Here is a 22,140-nt window from a genome sequence, read left to right on the forward strand (position 1 = left end):
TGGCATCCGTCTTGGACGCTCGCCCCGTGGCGGCGGCGTCCGCCTTCGGCACCTGCCCCTCGGCAGCGGCGTCCGGCTTCGGTGCCTGCCCCTTGCCAGTGGCATCCGTCTTGGACGCTCGCCCCGTGGCGGCGGCGTCCGCCTTCGGCACCTGCCCCTCGGCAGCGGCGTCCGGCTTCGGTGCCTGCCCCTTGCCAGTGGCACCCGTCTTGGACGCTCGCCCCTCGGCAGCGGCCCCTCTCTTCCGCGCCTGCCCCTCCGCAGCGCCCGCCCGCTTCGTGGACGCGCCCTCCTCGGGCGTACCCCCCTCCCCGGAGTCGCCCTCTTCGGTGCCGGTGACGGGACTGGAGTGTTCAGCCATGGTGCGGTTCAGCCGATCTGCGCGTTCTTGGAGACGGTCGTCTGGTCGATGTCGGAGGTCCGGACGGTGACCGCGACCTTCCAGTCACCCGCCATGGGGATCTGCACGTTGCTCGCCGACCAGTGGCCGGTGGCGATGTGGTCGGGGGTGACGGCCAGCGGGCCGATCTTCTTGGCCTCCAGGGTGAGGGCGACCTTCACCTCGGGGATGTCGAAGGCACGGCCGTTGGGCCGCTGGACGTAGACGTGCATCTCGTTGCCGCCCACGCGCGCGGGGTCGAAGTCGACGGTCACGACCCCCTTGCCGTCCGTGCCGCCGGTGTCGAAGGACATGTCCAGGGTCACCGCCCCGGAACCGGCCGCCGACGACGAGGAAGAGGAGGAAGAGGCGGCGGCCTTGGCAGCCTTGGCGTCCTCCTCCGTACGGCCGGGCTCGGTCTGCGTCAGTACGGTCGTGACAGCCAGCAGGACGACCGCGACCCCCGCCTCGGCGAGCACCGAGCGGCGCAGCCCGAACCGGTGGGGATCGGCGTCCCGAGACCGCTTCTGCCGGGCGGTGTCCATCGCGGCCTGCTGCCGAGCGAGCTGAGCGGCCCGCTTGGATTCACCGGACGTCTTGGAACCGGTGCCCTTCGAGCCGGAACTCTTCGAAGCGATCCCCTTCGAGCCCGAACCCTTCGACCCCGAACCCTTGGAACCGGCACCCTCCGCATCGGCCCCCTTCGCCGCACCGCCCCCCTTGGCGCCACCCGCCTTCGCGCCCACCCGTTCCTTCTGAGGTGCCCGCTTGTTCTGCCGTACGACGGTGTCGGCGAGCTGGGCCGTCCACCGCCGTGAGATGTACGCGATGCCGACCAGCAGCGCCACCAGTCCGATCTTGACCAGCAGCAGCTGTCCGTACGTGGTCTCGGTGAACGCCGACCAGGAGCCGAGCTGGCGCCAGGACTGGTAGGTCCCGGTCGCGACCAGCGCGACCACGCTGCCGAAGGCGACCTGGGAGAACCGTCGTACGGCAGCGGATTCGATCGGCGCGTCCGAGCGGTACAGGGCGACGAGCAGCGCGGTCAGCCCGCCGAGCCAGGCGGCGACGGCCAGCAGGTGGACGACGTCGACGGGCATGGCGATGCCCGTCTGGAGCCCGACCGAGGCGTGCTCGGCCATCGCCCAGCTCGCCGCGAGTCCGGCCGCGACGACCGTCCCGCCGATCGCGAGCCCGAAGGTGAGGTCGCGCTTCTCCTCGTCGTCGCGCTTGTCGTACGCCCCGAAGAGCACGGAGATGAACAGGGCCGCCGCCGCGAGCAGCAGCAGCCGGGAGACGAGGGCCGCGCCCGTCTTGGTCTGGAGCACGTTCCCGAGCAGGTCCAGGTCGAAGACGTCCCCGACCTTCCCGGAGCCGGTGTAGGAGCCGCGCAGCAGGAGCAGCAGCAGGGTGGCCGAGGTGAGCGTGAGCCAGCCGCCGACGACGAGGCGCTGCATGGGCCGTACTCCGGCGCCGCGCGGCCAGCAGCCGAGCACGAAGGCCGCGCCGCCGACCAGGACGATGAAACCGGCGTACGACATATAGCGGCCGAAGCCGTACAGCCAGCCGACGACCCCACCGCCCGCCGTCTCACCGGAGACCGAGACGGAGGTGGTGGAGGGGGCGCCGATGGAGAAGGTGTAGGCGCCGGCGACGGGATGGCTGTCGGCGGAGACGACCTGGTAGGTGACGGTGTAGGTGCCGTCGGGCAGGCCGCTGTGGACTTTCACGGCGTACGTCGTGCCGCCGACCTCGAAGGGCTTGCCCTGCTGGACGGTCTTGCCCTTGGGGTCGAGGACGCGCAGCGAGTCGTTCGACAGGGCGACCTTCTCGGAGAAGGTCAGCGAGACCTGGTCGGGCGCCTTGTCGACCACCACCCCCTGCTGGGGGTCGCTGCCGGTGAGCGCGGCGTGCGCGGAGGCCGGCCCGGCCGTGGCCAGCAGCAGGCCGCAGGTGGCCAGGAGCAAAAGCACCAGGGTCCGGACGCGGGGGGCGATGGTCTGCGTCAAGGTGGTCCCTCCCTCAGTGTCCGGTCTTCGGGACGTAGGTCGCCGACTTCACCGGCATCTTCACGACGACGGGGTCGGACTTGGAGAAGTGCAGTTCGACGGTGACGGTCTCACCCTGCGTGGGCTTGCGCTTCAGCTTGTCGAACATCAGATGGTTGGCGCCGCTTTTGAACACGAGTTGACCGTGGGCCGGGACGGCGAGGCGGGACACCTCTTCCATCATGCCGCCGGTGGTCTCGTGCATGGTGACGTCGCCGTCGCTGCTGGTGACCGAGGTCAGCTCGTCCTTCGCGCCACCGGAGTTGGAGATGGTGAGGAACCCGGCGGCCATGTCGGCGGAGACGGGCTGCGGGATGTAGGCGCCGGAGACGCTGAGGTCCGCGGAGGAGTCCGAGCACCCGGCGAGGACGAGGGCGCCGGCGAGCACCGCGAACGACAGCGCCGTACGCCTCACGGGTTCTGCCCCTTGATGATCTTCGGCAGGTCCTTGGTGTAGTCGTCGACGGTGGCGTCCTCGCCGTAGAGGACGTACCCCTTGTCGGTCTTCGGGGAGAAGGCGACGACCTGGGTGCCGTGCACCGAGACGGTCTTGCCGGTCTTCTTGTCCTTGTGGGTCGGCTCGATGGAGATGCCGAGGGTGCGGGCGCTCGCCTGGATGGTGGCGAAGTCGCCGGTGAGGCCCACGAACTGGGTGTCGATGCCCTTGAGCCACTTGCCGAGTTCGGTGGGGGTGTCGCGGCCCGGGTCGGTGGTGACGAACACGACGGTCAGCTTGTCCTGCTCGGACTTTGGCAGCTGCTTCTTCGCGACGGCGATGTTGTTCATCGTCAGCGGGCAGATGTCGGGGCAGTGGGTGTAGCCGAAGTAGATCAGGGTGGGCCTGCCCTTGGTCGCGGCCCGCAGGTCGTACTTCTCGCCCTTGGTGTCGGTCAGGACCAGGTCCGGCTTCTCGAACGGCTGGTCGAGGACCGTGGCGGCCTTGTCCGAGCCGGCCTCCTCGGAGACCACGGAGACCGGGGAGGAGCTGTCGTCACCGCTGCCGCAGGCGGAGAGGGTCAGGGTGGCGGCGGCGACCAGCGCGGCCGCGGCGAACGTCTTCTTGCGCATATCGAAATGTCCCAGATGTAAGGTTTTTGGGGTACGCCGGGGCCGTACGACCCCGGCGCGCTTCCCGCGAAACAGGGTCAGGCGTCGCCGCGCCGGCGGCCGGCGAGCACGCCGTACGCCACGCCCATCGCACCGACCACGATGCCGACCACGCCCAGGACGCGGGCGGTGGTGTCGCTGCTGTCACTGTCGGCGGCCTCGGTGGTCGCGGCGGCGTTCTCGGTCTTGGCGTCCGCCTCCTCGGCGGCGGCCGAGCCGTGGTGCCCGTCCTCGGAGGCCGCGGACAGCGCGAGCACGGGGGCCGGCGTCTCGGGCTCCTCCGCGCCGTCCTCCTGGACCTCGATCCAGCGCACGACCTCCTTGTTGGAGTACGTCTGGATCGCCTTGAAGACCAGTTCGTCGGCGTCCTCGGGCAGGGCGCCGATGGAGACCGGGAACTTCTCGAAGTAGCCGGGCTGGATGCCGTTCGCCTTGCTGGTGGCCGTCCAGGTCACCTTGCTGACGGCCTCGGTGATCTGCTCACCGTGCAGTTCGAGGGGCTTGGCAAGCTTGGACTTGGTGACCTCGATCTTCCAGCCGGCCATCGGCTCCGGCATGACCGAGGCGAGCGGGTGGTCGGTCGGGAAGTTGACCTCGAGCTTGCTGGTGGAGGCGTTGTCGCGCTCGTTGGGGACCTTGAAGTCCACGACCGCGTAGCCGCCCTTGGCGGCGGTGCCCTCGGCCTGCACGCTGACGTGCGCGAACGCGGGGGAGGACAGGACGACGACGGCGGTGGCGGCGACGGCGCCGGTGGCGGCGAGACGAGAAGCCTTCATGAAGAGCACTCCGCTTCGAAAAGGGGTTCCGGTGAAGAGGGATGCGCGTGCGCACACGCGCGTGCCGCACGACGGCGGCCCCCATGTCCAGGTCCCTCGGGAAGTGGAGCGGTGGTCGCGTCGCGTCAGGCGGCGAGAACGAGTACGGCGAGGGCCGGCGGGCCACGCCTGATCACCGAGTGCTGGAGTGCCGTGGTACGCGGTCGGGGCGGCGCGGGCGACGCCGTCAGCGGGGCGCGCGGCCCGGTCCCGGGCGCTCCCGGCAGCCCCGCGCGCAGGGCCCGCACCAGCGCGAGCGCCCCGCGCAGGGACCGTACGAGCGCCGCCTCCGCGACCGACTGCGCCGAGCATGCGGACAGTTCGGCGAGCCGCAGCAGCGCCAGGTCCCCGCGCCGCAGCAGCCATCCGGCGGCGACGGCCGCGAGGACGTGCCCGAGGACCATCGGCAGGGACGGCCAGACGGAGGAACCGGACATGGCCTGCGTCGCGTGGTGCGGGGCATCCGGTGTGCCCGGATACAGCCGTGCGTCGGTGAGGAGCTTCTGGGCCTGTGCCGGGCTGATCGCCGCGGCGGTGGTCCCGCACAGCAGCCGTGCGGCCTGCTGGACCAGCGTGGCGTCGGACGCCTGCTGGACCAGCGTGGCGCCGGACGCCGACTGCGCCGATGACATCGACGTCATCGAGGCCATCGCCGTCGTACCGTGCTGCCCCAGTCCGAACAGCACGTGCAGCACGGTCTGTCCGACCGCGAGCAGCGTCGCGATGCCCGGCAGCGAGCGCTCACGTCCGGCGAGCGGTGCCACGACCAGGACGGCCCCGAGGAACCCCGCGCCGAGCGTCCACAGCGGAACGGTGGCGCAGGAGGCGATCGAGTGACCGGCCGCGGCCAGCACGACGCAGACCGCGGCGAACACCGCGGCCCGCAGAACCCGGAGATCCCCTCCGGAGCGTGCGTGGGGGGCAGTCATGGCGGGCTCATCATCGCACTGGCCTTATAGGCGCCATACGGCAGGTCCACAAGATGACGTACGGGGTGTACGACCGGAAGGTCACTTCTGGTACGCGCTGCCCCACATACACCGCTGAACACGCCCCGCACATCCCCCATATGGGCGGCATCACGTCGGCGATGTGCTTACACCCGGGCACGCGCGGCAATACGTAACGGTATGTCGAGCCGCGGCCGGGAGGCTGGAGCATGAGCATCTGGTGGTCACTCCATCTGCGGCGTGAGGCTGCGAGCGTTCCGCTCGCCCGGCGCCTGCTGCTCGGCACCATGGAGACCGCGGGGGTGGACCCGGACGTCTCCTACGACCTCTCCCTCGCCCTCAGCGAGGCCTGCGCCAACGCCGTGGAGCACGGCGGGGAGAGCGACCGGCAGGACTCCTCGGCGGCGTACCGGGTCACCGCATACCTGGACGGCGAGAAGTGCCGTATCGAGGTCACCGACTCGGGCCCCGGCTTCCCGTCGGTGCGCCGTCGCCCCGCCCCCATGGAGGCGGAGAACGGCCGCGGCCTCTGTCTCATCCACGAACTCGCCGACCACGTCCAGATCGGCAACAAACCGGGCCGCGGTGCCGTGGTGAGCTTCGACAAGATCCTCAAGTGGAAGAAGGACGCTCCGCTGATGGCGGTGTGATCCGATGCCATGACTCCAGCCGCTCCGGTCTGCATACTGGCCGGTGCCGGTTGTTCCGCTGCCGGCGTCACAGCAACGCCGGGCCGTGGGGGGACTGCCGATGGCGTGGACGATATGCGCGAGGGACGGACGGCGGCTCACCGTGGAGCAGCGCGGTGATCCGCTCGGGCGCCCGGTGTTCCTGCTGCACGGCACGCCCGGAAGCCGGCTGGGTCCGGCCCCGCGGCCGTCCGTGCTCTACCGCATGGGAGTCCGGCTGATCACCTTCGACCGGCCGGGCTACGGCGACTCGGACCGCCGGGCGGGCCGGGCGGTGAGCGCGGCGGCGGAGGACGTGGCCGCGATCGCCGACGCCCTCGGGATCGACCGGTTCGGTGTCGTGGGCCGCTCCGGGGGCGCCCCGCATGCGCTCGCCTGTGCGGCGCTGCTGCCGAAGCGCACGGCCAGGGTCGGGGTGCTGGTGGCGCTCGCGCCGCCGGACGCCGCCGACCTGGACTGGTTCGACGGGATGACCGAGGCCAATGTGCACGCCTACGTCAACGCGGCGGCGGGGCGGCACCGGCTCACCGCCGTGCTGGGGCCGAAGTCGATGACGATCCTCGCGGACCCGGCGGCCTCCGTCGCCGACATGCGCAGCGGGTTGCCCGAGTCCGACCGGCGGATCGTCGCCGACGCCGGTATCCAGGCCATGCTGGAGCGCAACTTCGCGGAGGGGCTGCGCAGTTCGGCCGACGGCTGGGTCGACGACGTCATGGCCTTCAGCACCGGCTGGGGCTTCGACCTCGCGGGCATCACCGCGCCCGTCTCCCTCTGGCACGGCGCCGAGGACATCTTCGCCCCGGTCGAACACACCCGCTGGCTGGGCCGCAACATCCCCGGCGCCCAGGTCGAGGTGGCAGACGACGCTGCCCACTTCGGAGCACTGCGCGTCATGACGCGGTTCATCGGCTGGGCCTCGCACCAGGACGGGGAGGGGTGACGGCGGCGGGAATCGTGCGGCGGGTAGGGCAATCGGCGGCATCCGGCGGGAATCGTGCGGCGGGTAGGGCAATCGGCGGCATCCGGCGGGAATCGTGCGGCAGGCAGGGCAATCGGCGGCGTCCACCGGAAACCGTGCGGCGGGCAGGGCACTCGCGCGGCAGGCAGGGCAATCGGCGGCACCCACCGGAAACCGCGCGGAGCCCTCCCTCACCTCACACCTGCTGCGGCTCCAGATCCCGGTCGATCCGCCGCCACCCGATTGTCGCCTCGCTCAGCGGATGTGTTTCCCCGAGCCGTTGGACCAACTCGGTCTCTGCTTCCTGGTGGAGCTTGGCCGCCTCCTGGTCGCGGTGCAGGGTGCGCAGGGTGACCGAGAGGTTGGCCATGCTGGTGAGGGTGTCGGGGTGCCCGGCGCCGAGGCGTTTGCGCAGGCCGGTCATGGTCAGGCGCTCCCAGTGCTCGGCGTCCTCGAAGCGGCCGAGGTCGGCGAGGGCGTTGGCGAGACCGGTGCCCGCGCTGAGCGTCGCGGGGTGGACCTCGCCGAGGGCCGCCGCGAGCGAGGAGCGGGCCCGCTCGGCGAGTTCGGCGGCCCTCTCCGTCTCACCGAGCGAACGGTGGTACATGGCCAGGTTGTTGAGGCAGTACATGGTGAACGGATGCTCGACACCGAAGGAGTTCCGGTACCCCCCGAGCACCTCGCCCACCTGATCCACGGCCCGCCGCGCCCCGTGCTCGGGGTCGGTCGCGAAGTAGTCCGCGGCGAGGTTGAGCCCGCAGGCCAGCTCCTCGGGAATGGAGCGCCCGTAGCGTTCCCGGTAGCGCGCGTGTGTCTCCCAGGTCTGCTCGCTCAGCCGCAGCGCCTCCGTGAGCCGCCCCGCCCTGCGCAGTGACACGGCGAGGGACTTGTCGACCCGCAGCACTTCGGGGACGTACGGGTTGAGCACCTGCCCGAAGGACTCCCGCACCTCCTGGAGGATCCGCACCGAGTCGTCGTACTCCCCGAGTTCCCTGAGGTCACGCGCGTAGTGGCTGCGCGTGGTCAGGGTGTAGGGGTGCAGCGGGCCGAGCAGGGCGGTGCGGCGGCGCACGGTGTCCTCGTCGAGCCGCCGGGCGGCCGCGTTGTCCCCGGTGAGGCGGTAGTCGATGGCGAGGTTGTTGGCGGCGACGAGGGCGCGCGGGTGGTCCTCGCCGAAGATCTCGCGGAACCCGCTGTAGATCTGCTCGTCCAGCTCGAGCGCCTGGCTGAAGTGCCCGAGCGCCCGCAGGTCGGCGGCCACGCTGCCGGAGGTGATCAGCAGGGTGGGGTGGCCCTCCCCGAGCAGGTCGCGCTGCCGGTTCAGGGTGTCCTCGTCCAGCTCGCGGGCGGTCTGGTACTCGCTCTGGGAGCGCAGCACGTTGGCCAGTTCGAAGCGGAGGTTGAGGATCTGCTCGTCGTTGGCCTCGGGGAACTCGGTGCTCCAGAACTCGTTGAGCTGGGTGCCCAGGGTGCGGGCGACATGCAGTTCGCCGCGCTTCCACAGATAGCGCATGCGGTCCACCATCAGCTGCCGCGGTTCCTCCTCCGCGCACTCGCGGATGTTGGAGGGCACCAGGTGCGGCCAGATCACCTCGAACCCGGGCCACTGCACGGGGTCGTCCACCGCGCCCTCGGGCGGCCGGGCGGCGGCGAGGATGCGGTGCACCTCGTGGACGGTGTCCTCGGCCACGTCGGGGGCCAGGCTGTCACGCACCGCGGCCTGCACCAGCCGGTGCACCTGGATGGAGTTGTCGGTGGAGTCGACCTTGGCCAGCGCGAACCGGTTCAGCGCCTGGGTGACCTTGCCGAGCATGTAACGGGCGCGCAGGTCCTTGTCGTACGGCAGCAGGGCCCTGATCATGGCGTCGGAGCCGATCAGGGTCATCGAGATCGGCTCGGCGGACAGGAAGCTGCACAGTTCGAGCAGCCGGGCCGCCGCGGGCGACTCGTGGCGCAGCCGGGTCACCGAGATGTTCCAGGTGGCACCCACGGACGACGGATACTCCACGGCGTCGACGGCGGCCTTCACCGACAGCACCTTGGTGCTCTGCTCGCGCAGCTGTTCGATGTACTCGCGGACGGGCGTCGCCGTCGCCTCCAGCCAGGCCGCCGCGACCTCGATGGCCAGCGGCAGATCACCGACCGCCTCGGCGACCAGGGTGGCGTCCGCCTCCCCCAGTCCGGGCACCCGCCCGGTCAGATGCTCGACGCTCTCCTCCCGCGTGAACACCTCCACCTCCACCGGCTGCACCTGGGTCGAGGCGGGCTTGGTACGGGTGGTGGCCAGCAGGTGCCCGTAGACCTCGTCCGGGACCGGCGCGGTCTCCTCTTCGAACCGGTTCAGGATCAGGTCCAGGTCCTCCACGTTGTCGAAGACCAACAACCACCTTTTGTACGGCCGTCCGGCCCGGAGCGCCTGTAACGCGGCCAGGGCGGCCTCGTTGACGTCGTCGCCGATGCCGGGATCGAGCCGCCGGCCGAGGTCGGCGAGCTTGGGCGGGACCAGGTCGGGCTGCTCGGCGTCGACCCACCACACCAGGTCGTAGTCGGCTTTGAAGCGGTTGGCGTACTCCCGCGCCAGCTGCGTCTTGCCGACGCCACCGAGTCCGTGCAGCACCTGCGGCAGCCGCAGCCCGCCGGGCCCGGAGACGAACTGCCGGCGCACCTGCTCCAGGATCGTCGAACGGCCCGTGAAGTACGGGTAGCGGGGCTGGACGTTGGAGACGCTCGTGCTGGTGTTGGGGAAGCGCACCCCGTGCGGGCGGGTGGCCGGCTGCGGGGAGCCGGGACGGCCCAGACCGGACAGCAGGGTGCCGGCGGCGGTGTCCTCGTCCAGGCGCACCAGGTCGATGGCGCTGCCCCGGCCGGCGTACGGGATTTGCTGCACGTCACCGACCCGCAGCGCGACCGGCTGGTGCTCGGCCGAGCCACCCGAGTGCGCGGCGGCCTCCCACGCGGCCTGCGCGGTGCGGGAGCCGAGGAAAGCGGGGGAGACCACGGCGAGCACCCGGTGCTGGCCGCCGGGCAGGGACTCGGCGCCCACCTCCAGGGTCGTCATCGACCGCACGTCCTGGGAGACCACATCGAAGCGGGCCTCGCGCAGCACCGCCTCCAGCCAGTCCACCCACATCCGGTCCTCGGAGACGTACTGGAGCAGCAGCTTCGAGGGCGGCAACGGGCGGCGGCGGGTGTAGGCCGAGACGTACTGGCTGCGCTTGACCTCGTTGAGGGCCGGCAGCGAGGTGACCCGGCCCGAGGTGACAGCCGCGGTCAGCCGCTCGCACGCGGTCAGCATGGAACTGGCGACCTTGGGCGGGTCGCCGAACGGGGCGAGGATCTCCTCGTACGCGTAGTAGGGGCGGTACGGGATCTCCACCGACCCCCAGTAGGCGGCGAGTTCGTCGGGGTCCATGCCGCTGGGCAGGCCGTCGAAGCGCTCGCGGGCCAGTGCCCTGCCCGCGTCCACCTTGTCCTTCTCGCCGTCGTCGATGCGCATGGCGACCGGCAGGATCCGGATGCCCTTGTCGCCGTAGCGTTCCTGGATGTCCTGGGCCATGTCGGCGGCGCCCTCGATGCTCTGGTCGCTGAGGGTGTAGCAGACCACCAGGGTGCTGGGCATCTGCACGGTGCAGATGTCGGCGAGGTCGCTGTGGCCGGTACGGCTGTCGATCAGGGTGAAGTCGTAGTAGCGCTCCATGTCGGCGCGCATCGCGTCGAAGAACTGGCCGCCGCCGTAGCTGCTGTAGAAGCGGTCCCAGTCCATGTTGCCGACGATCGGGTAGTCGCGGTGGCGCATCCCGGCCGACAGGAAGTCCAGGCTGCCCGTCCCGGGGAACGGCCAGTCCAGGGAGATGGCGTGGGGCCGGACCCGGGCGTACTGGCGGTGCCAGTCCGGCTTGCGGTCCGGCAGATCGCGCAGGGCCTCGCGGCGGTAGTCGTCGATCAGGTTGATCAGGCCGGGCGTGGCCCGGAGTAAGGAGGGCTTGAGGAAGGGGTGGAAGAACCTGTGCAGGCCAGGAGCTTCCAGGTCCCAGTCGACGGCGAGCACGCGGTGACCGTTGGCGGCCAGGATCCAGGCCACGTTGGCGAGGGCCATCGTCCGGCCGGTGCCGCCCTTGTACGAGTAGAACGTGATCACTGAGCCCTTGCGGTCCTCGGTCATGGAACCCTCCGCTGTGTCGGCCTTGCTCTTCCCTCGTGCGGTGCGTGTCGGTGTGCCGCGGTGCGGTCTGCCGGCTGACCGGCGGACCGGCTAGCCGGGATACCCCGGCCTGCTCCGCCACGGGGGATCCTTCGGCTGCCCCTCCGGCGGGGGCGGAAAGGTCTCCGCGCGTGCCTGGTAGTACATGACCGCCTGGCTCACGGACTTGTGCAGTTCGACGGAGAAGGCCTCCAGGGTGCGGATGCCGTTGTTCGGCGACCGGTAGCCCGAACCGACGACCTTGCGTGCGCCCAGGATGCGGTCGGTCAGTCCCAGCAGTTGCTGGTCGCGCTCCGGTGGGATCAGGTCGTCCCGGAACTGGGGGACCAGCACGCTGATCCACGGGCGGGGGTGCCTGGAAAGCTGCGCCATCAGCTTCTGCACGCGGGGCGACTCCAGGGTCCACCGGTCGAGCAGCAGCAGGGCGGGCGCGGTGGGCCGGTCGGTGGTGAGCAGACGGTCGGCCTCGGTCTCGAAGTCGCTGATGGTGACCCGGTAGTTCATGGACTGCACGAGATCCGCCGCGTGCTTCACCAGGGGGCGGCTCGACGTCGGGTGGAACGGGTTCCAGTCGGCCGGGGTGTCGCCGTAGTAGTCGCGCATCCGGCCCGCCGGGAGGTCCGAGAGGCAGTGGGCGATCACGGTGACGTCGAATCCGGGAGGATGCGCCTTGTCGCCGAACGCGCTGGGCAGTAACTCGTAGTCCTGGTGAATCGGCCCTTCCTCCAGGCCGATGGCCCGGCTCACCCGGACGATCCGCTGCGCCAGCCGGTAGACGGCGCGTTCGTACTGTTCGTTCAGATAGCTGAGTTTGATCAGCCCGTAGAAGCCCTCCGTCGCGTAGTCCTCCCCGAAGTCGGAGTGGTGGAACTGTAAGTCCTTGGCGATCGGGGGAAGTTGGGCGAGCTCCACGGGCACCCATAACGCCGGGATGATCGCGCTCTCCCGGGACTCGACCTGCCGGGCCCGGCGGTGGATCTCACGTTGGTGGAACGCCCACCATTCCCGTCCGCACTGCTCACTGATGAAGTACCGGGGCGAATACAACGGCACGAACACCTGGCACCTGGCCAGGTTCTCCGACAGCTCGTCGGTCCACCGCGACCCCACCTCGATGCCCTGGTCCAGAAACCCGACCCGGGCCCCCTTCGGTAACTCGGTCATCTCCATGATGTGCGAGCACAGGCTGTCGTACAGCTTCTTCACCCAGATGTTCGGGTCCCCGGCCTCGGCTTCGTACTGTGGCGTGTGCGCGTAACTGAGGAAGAAGTACGGTCGGTTCCTCTTGGAGCCGTCTGCGTCTCCTGGCACCAATACCCCCCGATACGCCGCCGATGGAGCTTCAGTGTAGGAAGCAGGCCTCATCTGCGGAACGGTACGGAGAACACGCCTTCGACAAGAGGAATGTGACGGAACATCAGATACGGCGGCGAGGAACCCGTTCAGGACACCGCGGAACGCTCCCGGTGTTTCTCCGCCGCCCGCTGAGCCTCCGCCAGCGCGCCCGCGCTCAGCGGCTGGGCCAGGCCGCTCGCCAGACTCTCTCCCATGCCCGTGACGAACCGCTCACCGAGTTCCGTGAGGGCGCCCGAGCCGGCCAGCACATCCACGGCCTCGGCGGTCTGCGCACGCCAGCGCGCGAACCGGACCTCGGCCGCGTGCCGTTCGGCGCCCTCGGTGGTGCGCAGGCGGGCCCACCAGTAGTCGACGACGGCGACATGGGCGTACGTCCCCTGCAGCAGACCCTCCAGCGGGCGCGGGTCCGGCCGCCAGGGGGCGTAGAAGAGCCGATCGCAGCCGGGGTCGTACAGGTCCGCCATGTCGAGCACGGCACCCAGTTTGACGTGCTGGAACTCGTGTACCAGCAAGCACGCGAGGGTCTCGGGGGTGGCCGGGCGCGCGATGCCCACGGCGCCGAAGGCGTCCCGTGCGGCCGAGCTGATGTCCGCTCCGGACGAGTTCTCCCGCAGGGGGGTGACCAGGCTCAGGCCTGCCGAGAGCCCGGGGGCGTAGGCGGGCAGTTCCCGTCGGATCCACTCCCAGGCCGCGGTGAGATCCGTACGCCAGCGCTCGGCCGCCTCCTCGGACAGCCGTGCCTGCACGGGGTAGCCGTGGGCGTCCCGCCAGGGGTCGGTGTCCTCCAACGCGACGGCCCAGCCGTCCAGTTCGAACCGGTGCCGGGGCAGCCACGCCGGATCGGCCGCGCCCGCGCCCTTGTGCCCGACGAGGTGTTCCCGCGAGCCCACCCGCACGCTGAAGCCGTCGTCGCCGCCACCGGTGATCTCTGCTTGTGCCGCGTCGTCCACCACCAGCGCCCCCAGGGTGGGCAGCCGCACCACCCCGGCATGCACCGGCACGGTCACCGTGCCCGCCCGTCCGGCCCGCAGCAGCGCCGCCGCGGCGAGCTCCGCCACGCCACGCATCGCGGTCCGGCCCGCCTCCTCCTCGTCGCCGCTAAGGACCCGCTGGGCCCAGGGGCGCAGATACGGGTGGGCCAGAACCGTGTCCACCGACTCGGGCGCCTCGGCGTCCAGGACCGTCAGGGTCTCCCAGGCGGCGGTGCCGATCGCGTCGTGCGGACTCTCGTGCCAGACGGCGGCCAACAGCTCGCGGTTGACGGTGACTTCGTGGCGGACGAGACGGGCCACGGCGTCGAAGCCACCGTACCCGGAGGCGAGTTCGCCGAGGTGGACGTCGGGCAGTGGTGATACGGACATCTGCTGGGCTTCCCTGTCGCGGATCCCGGTGATGAGGTGTTTGAGATCGGCGCAGAACACGGAGGGGTTCATGAACCCGCCGCCACTGCTCCCGGTTCGGTACCGGTGGGCGTACAGCCCCCCGCCGCAGGAACGCACGACCGGACAGTCCCGGCACGTCTCGCACAACCCGTCCAGCCCCTGCTGCCGGGCCAGGATGCCGGGGTGCGTGGCCATCTCGTCCAACGAGTTGTGGTGCACGCTCATCCCGGTGGCCGGTGCGCCGTCGTACGCCGTCTTCAGCGAGTCCGCCTGCTCCAGCGCCCCGTCGGTCTCGATGACCGCCAACTCCACCGGGGCGAGTCCGAGCGACTCGGTGAGACTGTTCGCCCCGCGCAGGGTGCGCAGCACCGAGTCGAGGACGCGTACGCCCATGGGGCGGCCGTCGGCGGTCCAGCGGTCGTGGACGGCGAGCAGCCAATCGCCGTACGCCGTCCCGGAGTTGCCGTCGGCCGGACGCGGCGGGGGCTCGTCCCAGGTGGCGTGGGGCAGCAGGAAGTCGATGCGGGGCGGGGAGAGTTCGGCGAGGGCGTCGTAGACGCCGACCGGATCGTTGCGGAGGTCGATCGTGCAGAGGATGCCGGCGAAGAGGTGCTGGTAGCGCGGGCGCTGCAGAAGGGAGATCGCTCGCAGGACCCGGTCGTGGCTGGTGCGGCCGTTGCGGTAGCGGCGGTGCAGGTCGTTGGCGGTCTTGTCGCCGTCGAGGGAGACACCGACCTTGATGTCGAACTCGTCGAAGAGGTCGCAGAACTTCTCGTCGAGGGTGACACCGTTGGTGTGGATACGAAGATCGAGGGCCGAGACGCCTTCCAGGGCGGTGCGTAAGCCCACGGCGGCGTGGCGCAGTCGTGCCCGCCCGGCGAGGAGTGGCTCCCCGCCGTGCAGGACGACGTGAACGGTGTCGAGGCGATGCGCCCGCGCGTGCTCGGCGACGCGCCGGGCAGTGAGGTCCAGGACCGGACCGGAGATCACCACAGGCCGGCCTTGCCAGCTCTGATCCGCGTGCTCGAACACATAGCAGTGATCACAGGCGAGATCACAGCGGCTGTGCATCTTGAGTACGAACTGGCTCAGAGGGTGTGGTGAAGGATCCATGAGCCCACTGTCCGATTCCTGCCCCGGAGTATGACGGTCGGGAGTATGACGGTCAGACGGCCGACTGGAAGGCCGCGACCGAGACGCGCGCGGGACCCCGGCCCGAGGTGCCGGGGGAGACGATACGGGTGAGGGCGCCGGAACCAAGACCGTCGTTGCGGGCGGCGAGCCGGGTCAGCGGAATGCGCTCGGGGCCGGCGGCAGACGGCTTCCCCGGCTCTTCGGCCGAGGCGTTGGCGAGCGTGTTCATGGGCGAACCTCGTTCTTCCCTGTGTCCCACGGGTGGCGAGTGGGCAGGAGTAAAGCCACCCAAATAAGGACAATGTCATTTGGCTGGGTCCATCACCTCGCGAAACACGCTCAGCTTTGGGCGGCCATCCTCGCATAACGCCCGAGTGGGCGGGAGGCGCATGCTGGATCCAACTGGCGTCGCCCGAGCGGTACTTCAACCTGCCAGGATCGCATGTCGGTCCACGGATTCTGCTGGTACGCGAGGGGCAGAAGTGAAATCGAGCACTCACCCCTTTGGGTGAGTAAGGGGTGTCCGTCAGCGGCGATCCCTCACATAATTTGCCGATTCTTTGCCGGGTGTGAGGATTGGACGCTTCCGGCGCCGCCCGCGCATAACTCACCCGTTCGAGCTGTGTGCGTGCACGAATACGCGCCGATGCTTCACCCGTCCGCAGTATTTTTTCCCTGCGCGCCCCCCGCCCTCAGATTTCTCAGTACTCTCAGTCCGCGCACAGCCCGTGCCGAAGATCCTGACGGGTTCTGTTCTTACTTTCCGTCTCATGACGGGAAACCACAGCGCGGCCGGCGGGATCGCCATGGCCGGGTACCAGTCGGCCTTCGACACCGCCACCAGCGCTATCGACCCGGACGCGGAGAGCACGGGCGCCGGCAGCGGCGCTCCGTCCGAAAGTGCCGGTCCCTCAACTTCGGCCTCCTCGTAGGGTCCGGCCATGAGCAGCCGCGAGGACGAGGCGCTGGCGCTCGCCGCCGTGGCCGCGCTCACCGGTCAGCTGGCCCTGGCTCCCAAGCCGGGCCTGCCCGACCCGCGCGACCTCGGCGCCCGCGCCACGAACAGGGACCACTGCTCCCTGCGCTGGTCGGCCAAGGCGCTCGCGCCCGGCCTCGCGGCGATGGCCGCCGCCGCCCGCCGCACCGGCGAGCCCAGCCCCGGGCTCCGGGCCGAACTGGGCGCGATCGGCCGGTGCACCGAGCACTCCGTGGGCCTGGCCGGCGGCGGCCATCGCGGCGCCCTGTGGACCCTGGGCCTGCTGGTCGCCGCGGCCGCCCTCGACCCGGGGGCACGGTCGAAGGACGTGACCACGACCGCCAAGAAGATCGCCGCCCACTCCGACAGGCGGGCCCCGCGCCGAGCCTCCCGGGGCTCCTCGGTGTCCGCGAAGTACGGCGCCGCGGGCGCCCGGGGCGAGGCCCGCGCCGGATTCCCGCACGTACGGCGGGCGTTGGACGCACTGGCCACCTCCCGCAGGGCGGGCGCCGACGAGTCCGAGGCCCGCCTGGACGCCCTGCTCACCGTGATGTCCACCCTCCAGGACACCGAACTCCTCTACACGGCGGGCCCCTTGGGCCTCCGCCACGTCCAGGCCGGAGCGCGCGGTGTCCTGGAGGCGGGCGGTACGACGACGGAGGCGGGCCGCGAGGCCCTGCTCACCCTCGACACCGACCTCCACACACGCGCGTGGAGCCCCCGCGGCAGCGCGGGACTGCTCGCGGGGGCCCTGTTCGTGGACGCGCTCCCGGCCCCACCCACGACCCACCGCACCTGACACCACCGACGCCGGTCGGCCTGTGCCCATGGTCCACCCGGTACTGATCAGCTCATGAATACGAGCCCTGGCGCCGCTCGGCTCAGGGCTCGGCCGGGTGCCGGTGGGCTCAGGGGCGTGGGTTTCGGTGTCGGTCGGGTCTGGCCACGGGGCTCGCGGAGGAGTTGACCGACGACCTCGGTGCTGTGGTCGCTGTGCAGCTTGGCGTCGGCGACGGGTCCGACGGGCTGCGGCGGCAGCACCATCCAGCCGAGCCGCAGCCCGGGCCCGAGCGTCTTGGACGCCGTACCGCCGTACCCGACCTGCCCCGGCGCCATCCCCTGCAGCGCCCCGACGGGCTGCCGGTCGTACCGGAACTCCCCGTCGTAGTCGTCCTCGACGACCAACGCCCCACGCGCGCGTGCCCAGTCGGTCAGCGCACGCCGACGCGAGGGATGCAGCGTCACGCCGGTCGGATACTGATGGGCGGGAGTGACGACGACGGCATCGACGGCCCCCACGTCCTCCGGACAGACCCCCAGCTCGTCGACCCGCACCGGCACCACCCGCCCACCACCGTGCCGTACGACCTCCCGGTGGAAGGCAACCCGGGGTCCTCCATGGCCACCGTGACGCCCTCCAGCACGCGCGTGAGCAGCGCGAGCCCCTGCACGGCTCCGGAGGTGACCACGATCCGCTCAGGAGACGCGACGACCCCACGGGCCCGCCCGAGATACTCCGCGAGGGCGGTCCGCGGCTCGATCCGCCCGAGGGGATCGCCGTAGTCGTACGCGGAGACGGGCGCCCGGTCGACGGCCTTCCGCAGGGCTCGCATCCAGGCGGCAGCCGGAAACGCCCCCACATCCGGGCTCCCGGTCCGCAGATCGAAAAGAGGGCGCACACACGCGTGCGCCCTCTTTTCGAACAGCCCGCCCTCGACGGACGGCAGCGGTGCGACAACCGTCCCCGCCCCCTGCCGAGCCGTCAGCTACCCCTCGGCGACCAACTGGTCCTGGGCTCCAGGCGCCAGCCGCCCACTGCGAACGGCGTCACGCAAGGCCCTCTCATGCCCAGCACGAAGCCCGTGATCGGGGTCTGGTTTTACATGCAGGTCCACCGCAACCCCCCAGGGGCGCGGGGAACTGCGCAACCAGCCACGACCCACCCGCAGCCGAAACTCAACCCTTGAGGCCCGCCATCCACGCCTCGACCTCGTCGGACTGCCGGGGAAGCCCGGACGACAGATTCCGGTTCCCCTCCGACGTGACCAGAATGTCGTCCTCGATCCGCACGCCAATACCCCGATACTCCTCAGGCACGGTCAGATCATCGGCCTGGAAGTACAGCCCGGGCTCGACGGTCAACACCATCCCCGCCTCAAGAACCCCGTCCACATACGACTCCACCCGCGCGGCAGCGCAGTCGTGCACGTCCATCCCCAGCATGTGCCCGGTCCCGTGCAGCGTCCACCGCCGCTGAAGCCCCAGCTCAAGGACCCGCTCCACGGGCCCCTCGACAAGGCCCCACTCCACGAGACGCTCGGCCAGCACCCGCTGCGCCGCGTCATGGAAGTCCCGGTACTTCGCGCCAGGCTTCACGGCCGCGATCCCGGCCTCCTGGGCGTCGTACACGGCGTCGTAGATCCTCTTCTGCACAGCGCTGAACCGACCGTTGATCGGCAGTGTCCGCGTCACGTCGGCGGTGTAGTACGTGTGCGTCTCGACGCCCGCGTCGAGGAGCAGCAGCTCACCCGAGCGCACGGCCCCGTCGTTCCGCACCCAGTGCAGCGTGCACGCGTGCGGCCCGGCCGCGGCGATCGTGCCGTAGCCGACGTCGTTGCCCTCGACCCGCGCGCGGAGGAAGAAGGTGCCCTCGATGTACCGCTCGGACGTGGCCTCGGCCTTGTCGAGGACCTTCACCACGTCCTCGAACCCGCGGACCGTCGAGTCGACCGCCTTCTGCAGCTCGCCGATCTCGAACTCGTCCTTGACGAGCCGCGCCTCGGACAGGAAGACCCGCAGCTCCTCGTCCCGCTCCCCGGTGACCTTGTCGGTCAGCGCGGCCTCGATCCCGGCGTCGTACCCGCGTACGACCCGCACCGGACCGGTGGCCTCGCGCAGGGCGTCCGCCAGCTCGCGCACGTCGGAAACGGGGAGGCCGTACAGCTTCTCGGACTCGGTGAGCGAGTGCCGCCGCCCGACCCACAGCTCGCCCTGGCCGGAGAGCCAGAACTCACCGTTCTCGCGGTCGGAACGCGGCAGCAGGTACAGCGTGGCGGTGTGACCGCCGGAGACGGGCTCCAGGACGAGCACGCCGTCCTCGGTCTGGTTACCGGTGAGGTACGCGTACTCGACGGAGGCCCGGAACGGGTACTCCGTGTCGTTCGAACGCGTTTTCAGGTTGCCGGACGGGATCACCAGACGCTCACCCGGGAAGCGGGCGGACAGGGCGGCACGGCGGGCCGCGGTCTCGGCGGCCTGCGCGATCGGCTCCAGGTCGTGCAGCTCGGTGTCGGCCCAGCCGGACTTCATGCTCTCGGCCAGCTCGTCGGAGACGCCCGGGTACAGGCCGTTCTTCCGCTTCTTGATCGGCTCTTCGGACTCATCTTCCGGGGTCGCCGGGGTGAGTTCTTCGGCCACGGTCATCCTCCTACGAAACGGCACTGGACCCCGTCCATCGTACGGTCGTACGGAAGGGGGCCCAGGGCCGAATGACCTGTTACCGCGCGCTACTCGAAGTGAGCCGCGAGTAGCACGACGTCCTCCTCGGAGTCCGCCTCGTCCAGCCCGTCCGGCAGCACGGTCCGCAGGACGTGGTCGGCGATCGCGCCGGGGTCGTCGCGCAGCCCCTTCGGCACCCCGGCGGCCGCGGAGTGCAGCCGCGCGAAGGCACGGTCGGTGGGGTCGCCGGTGCGGTGCAGCAGCCCGTCGGTGTACAGCAGAACCGTCTCTCCCGGCTCGGCGCACAGCTCCACGCTCGGCGCCTCCCAGCAGGCCAGCATCCCGAGCGGCGCGGACACGGAGGTCTCCACGAACTCGGTGCGCCGCTCGCCGATCAGCAGCGGCGGGCAGTGCCCCGCGCCGGCCAGCGTGATCTTGCGCAGCGCGGGCTCGCAGTAGGCGAACAGGGCGGTGGCGGAGCGGGCCGGCTCGGTCAGCCGGAGCAGCAGCTCCAGATCGGACAGGACCGCGACCGGGTCCTCGCCCTCCATCACGGCGTACGCCCGCAGGGACGCTCTGAGACGTCCCATCGCGGCGATCGCGCTCGGGCCGGAGCCGGTCACCGAACCGACCGCGAGGCCGAGTGCCGCGTCCGGCAGTGGGAGGGCGTCGTACCAGTCGCCGCCACCGCGCGGGCCGGTGCGGTGCCGGGCGGCGAGCCGCACACCGGCGACCCGGGGGAGCCGGGACGGCAGCAGCTCCTCCGCCATCGTGGCCATGCACGCGCGCGTGCGCTCGACTTCCAGGAGCCGGGCCAGGTGCTCGGTGGCGTACCGGGCGTACAGACCGACGAGGTGGCGCTGGCGCTCGCCCGGTTCGGCAGGCTCGTCGTAGAGCCACACGGCGGCGCCGAGGCGGCCGGCGGCATCGGTGGCGAGAGGGAGCGCATAGCAGGCCGCGTAGCCGAGGCGGGCGGCGACCTCGCGGTGGCGCGGGTCGAGACCGTCCTCGGCGAGCAGATCGGGCTGGGCGATCTCACCGTCACCGCCCGGCAGTCCATCGAGGATGCGGCCGTACGACATCGCGCTGCGCGGCACCGTCTCGATGTGCCCGAGGTCGGCGCGGGCGAGGCCGAGGCCGATGGTGGTGTCGGGGCCGAGGCCGTCGTCCGGTTCGAGGACGACGAGTCCGCGCCGGGCTCCCACGAGGGCGGATCCGGCGCGCAGCAGTTCCTGGAGAGCGTCGGGCAGCGCGGCCGTGCGCGTGAGGCGTTCGGTCAGTTCATGCAGGGTCGTGAGGTCGGAGACCCAGCCGGCGAGGCGGTCCTGGAGCAGGGCCCCCGGGGCGTGGGGAGGGGCTACCTGAGAGGTGCCCGGGGCGGCAGGCGCGGGCGCGACAGTGTGTGCTGGTGCGGGAACCGTTGAATCGATTCCGGCCACTTTCGGAGGGTGAGGGGCGTTCATGGCGTCCGGCTTTCCGACCGGTGCGTATTGCTCAAAAGCATCGCAAACCCCCATGTCATTCTGCGCCGCTAGCAGTGTCTCCACATGTACACGCACTCGTAAGGGGATGTCCAGCATTGTCCTGCCGGGATTCCTGGTGTCCGTGGGTAACCGGTGGAGGGTGGGTCCATCGGAAAACTTGGCTCAAAACTGCCTCGGGTTACGGTGTATTGAGGTCGACTGGCCTTGCTCCACAGAGCGTCACAACGGTCGTGGTGGGTACGTACTCGGTAAGGACCAGGGGTGGTGGACAGCCACCCGGAACCTGGTGACCGACCCGGGCGTCTTAGCCAGCGACGACCGGGCCCCATCCTCCCGTGGCGGAGGCGGAGAGAAATACGCGCGACGGCAAACGCCAGACTTCGCCACCCCCCGCCACGCCCAGGTTTTTGATAGACGCAGTATGGGGTTCCCCTTGTCTCGGACAAGGGTGTGATGCGCCAACAGGTACGCACAGTGAAGTGATCGACACATGGTGTGATGTGGTCCACGGTGTTGCCAGCGGTGCAACGGAAAGGAACGAGCGCTCATGCGCGAGATCCTCGGAAGGCGACGCAGGCTCCTGTCCCAGCGCAGCGACGGAAGGCCTGAATTGCTCGGCGCGGCCCTGACCTTCGCGACGGAATGGCAGTGGCCCGTACTCCCGGGTGTGGCACCGGACCCCGAGGGCCGGGCCCGCTGCGGCTGCCCCGACCCGGAATGCACGGTTCCCGGCGCCCACCCCTTCGATCCCGGCCTCCTCGCGGCCACGACCGACGAGCGCATGGTGCGCTGGTGGTGGACCAACCGCCCGGCCGCGCCGATCATCCTGGCCACCGGCGCGGGTGCCCCCTGCGCGGTCAGCCTCCCGGCCCTCCCGGCCGCCCGCGCCCTGGCCGCGCTCGACGCCCAGGGCATGCGCCTCGGTCCGGTGGTCGCCTCGCCGACCCGCTGGGCGATCCTCGTCAAGCCGTACTCCCTGGAGCAGTTGGGCGAACTGCTGTACGCCCAGGACCACGTCCCCGGCTCCCTCCGCTTCCACGGCGAGGGCGGCTACCTCGCCCTGCCCCCGTCCGAGACCGGCCACGGCGACATCGAATGGGAGCGCGCACCGCTCCCCGGCTCGGCCTCCCCGTGGGTCCCCGACGTCGAGGCCGTGGTGGACGCCGTGGTCGAGGCCCTCACTCGTACGGGTGTGAGCGCACCCGAGTTGTAGGGGTGTCGGG

16 protein-coding genes and 2 pseudogenes are annotated in these 22,140 nt (G+C 70.8%); 5 read left to right on the plus strand and 13 right to left on the minus strand.

Annotated features, from left to right (window positions below):
• The 6 genes and pseudogenes from AB0D34_RS04310 to AB0D34_RS04335 form a co-directional block, all read right to left on the minus strand.
• Positions 1-361: pseudogene (locus AB0D34_RS04310) on the minus strand (hypothetical protein); the annotation flags it as partial.
• 8 nt (positions 362-369) lie between these two features.
• A complete protein-coding gene (locus tag AB0D34_RS04315) occupies positions 370-2,388 on the minus strand; it encodes a copper resistance protein CopC (RefSeq protein WP_362656181.1) in 2,019 nt (672 codons plus the stop codon).
• Positions 2,389-2,401: 13 nt separating this feature from the next.
• Entirely contained in the window at positions 2,402-2,842 is a 441-nt protein-coding gene (locus AB0D34_RS04320; protein ID WP_362656183.1) for a copper chaperone PCu(A)C, read from the minus strand.
• Positions 2,839-3,495, minus strand: coding sequence for an SCO family protein (locus AB0D34_RS04325; protein WP_362656185.1), 657 nt, complete (start codon positions 3,493-3,495; stop codon positions 2,839-2,841). Before AB0D34_RS04325 ends, AB0D34_RS04320 begins: the two co-directional genes overlap by 4 nt.
• A gap of 77 nt (positions 3,496-3,572) precedes the next feature.
• Complete coding sequence (locus AB0D34_RS04330; protein WP_362656188.1) at positions 3,573-4,310, minus strand: YcnI family protein; 738 nt, start codon at positions 4,308-4,310, stop codon at positions 3,573-3,575.
• 125 nt (positions 4,311-4,435) lie between these two features.
• Positions 4,436-5,278 carry a hypothetical protein gene (locus AB0D34_RS04335; RefSeq protein WP_362656191.1) on the minus strand — a complete coding sequence of 281 codons (843 nt, stop codon included), beginning with the start codon at positions 5,276-5,278 and terminating at the stop codon, positions 4,436-4,438.
• A 230-nt stretch (positions 5,279-5,508) separates the two neighbouring features.
• Here AB0D34_RS04335 and AB0D34_RS04340 point away from each other — a divergent pair, with 230 nt between their 5' ends.
• Both AB0D34_RS04340 and AB0D34_RS04345 read left to right on the plus strand, forming a co-directional pair.
• Positions 5,509-5,949, plus strand: a complete 441-nt coding sequence (locus AB0D34_RS04340) for an ATP-binding protein (protein ID WP_362656194.1) — start codon at positions 5,509-5,511, stop codon at positions 5,947-5,949.
• A 100-nt stretch (positions 5,950-6,049) separates the two neighbouring features.
• Entirely contained in the window at positions 6,050-6,928 is an 879-nt protein-coding gene (locus tag AB0D34_RS04345; protein ID WP_362656196.1) for an alpha/beta hydrolase, read from the plus strand.
• Between the two features lie 214 nt (positions 6,929-7,142).
• Here the strand turns inward: AB0D34_RS04345 and fxsT are convergent, their stop codons facing one another.
• From fxsT to AB0D34_RS04365, 4 genes are all read right to left on the minus strand, one after another.
• Positions 7,143-11,108: an FxSxx-COOH system tetratricopeptide repeat protein gene (fxsT, locus tag AB0D34_RS04350; protein WP_362656199.1), complete on the minus strand. Its 3,966-nt coding sequence runs from the start codon at positions 11,106-11,108 to the stop codon at positions 7,143-7,145.
• A 90-nt stretch (positions 11,109-11,198) separates the two neighbouring features.
• Positions 11,199-12,458, minus strand: coding sequence for a TIR-like protein FxsC (locus tag AB0D34_RS04355; protein ID WP_362656202.1), 1,260 nt, complete (start codon positions 12,456-12,458; stop codon positions 11,199-11,201).
• Positions 12,459-12,589: 131 nt separating this feature from the next.
• Positions 12,590-14,998: an FxsB family cyclophane-forming radical SAM/SPASM peptide maturase gene (locus AB0D34_RS04360; RefSeq protein ID WP_362656205.1), complete on the minus strand. Its 2,409-nt coding sequence runs from the start codon at positions 14,996-14,998 to the stop codon at positions 12,590-12,592.
• 52 nt (positions 14,999-15,050) lie between these two features.
• A complete protein-coding gene (locus AB0D34_RS04365; protein WP_362656208.1) occupies positions 15,051-15,248 on the minus strand; it encodes an FXSXX-COOH protein in 198 nt (65 codons plus the stop codon).
• Positions 15,249-15,789: 541 nt separating this feature from the next.
• On the opposite strand from AB0D34_RS04365, the gene AB0D34_RS04370 reads away from it, so the two are divergent.
• Together AB0D34_RS04370 and AB0D34_RS04375 are read left to right on the plus strand one after the other, a co-directional pair.
• Positions 15,790-15,951, plus strand: a complete 162-nt coding sequence (locus AB0D34_RS04370; RefSeq protein ID WP_362656211.1) for a hypothetical protein — start codon at positions 15,790-15,792, stop codon at positions 15,949-15,951.
• A gap of 9 nt (positions 15,952-15,960) precedes the next feature.
• Positions 15,961-16,794 carry a triphosphoribosyl-dephospho-CoA synthase gene (locus AB0D34_RS04375; RefSeq protein WP_362656214.1) on the plus strand — a complete coding sequence of 278 codons (834 nt, stop codon included), beginning with the start codon at positions 15,961-15,963 and terminating at the stop codon, positions 16,792-16,794.
• A 161-nt stretch (positions 16,795-16,955) separates the two neighbouring features.
• On the opposite strand, the pseudogene AB0D34_RS04380 reads toward AB0D34_RS04375, so the two are convergent.
• The 3 genes and pseudogenes from AB0D34_RS04380 to AB0D34_RS04390 form a co-directional block, all read right to left on the minus strand.
• A pseudogene (locus AB0D34_RS04380) lies at positions 16,956-17,890 on the minus strand (PLP-dependent aminotransferase family protein); the annotation flags it as partial.
• Between the two features lie 61 nt (positions 17,891-17,951).
• Positions 17,952-19,418 (minus strand): aminopeptidase P family protein, encoded by a 1,467-nt coding sequence (locus AB0D34_RS04385; RefSeq protein ID WP_362656217.1) that lies wholly within the window; start codon positions 19,416-19,418, stop codon positions 17,952-17,954.
• A gap of 83 nt (positions 19,419-19,501) precedes the next feature.
• Positions 19,502-21,013, minus strand: a complete 1,512-nt coding sequence (locus AB0D34_RS04390; RefSeq protein WP_362656220.1) for a PP2C family protein-serine/threonine phosphatase — start codon at positions 21,011-21,013, stop codon at positions 19,502-19,504.
• Between the two features lie 451 nt (positions 21,014-21,464).
• Here AB0D34_RS04390 and AB0D34_RS04395 point away from each other — a divergent pair, with 451 nt between their 5' ends.
• Positions 21,465-22,130 carry a bifunctional DNA primase/polymerase gene (locus AB0D34_RS04395; RefSeq protein ID WP_362656223.1) on the plus strand — a complete coding sequence of 222 codons (666 nt, stop codon included), beginning with the start codon at positions 21,465-21,467 and terminating at the stop codon, positions 22,128-22,130.
• Positions 22,131-22,140 lie beyond the last annotated feature (10 nt).

The sequence above is a fragment of the Streptomyces sp. NPDC048420 genome (assembly GCF_040651535.1).
Lineage (GTDB): Bacteria > Actinomycetota > Actinomycetes > Streptomycetales > Streptomycetaceae > Streptomyces.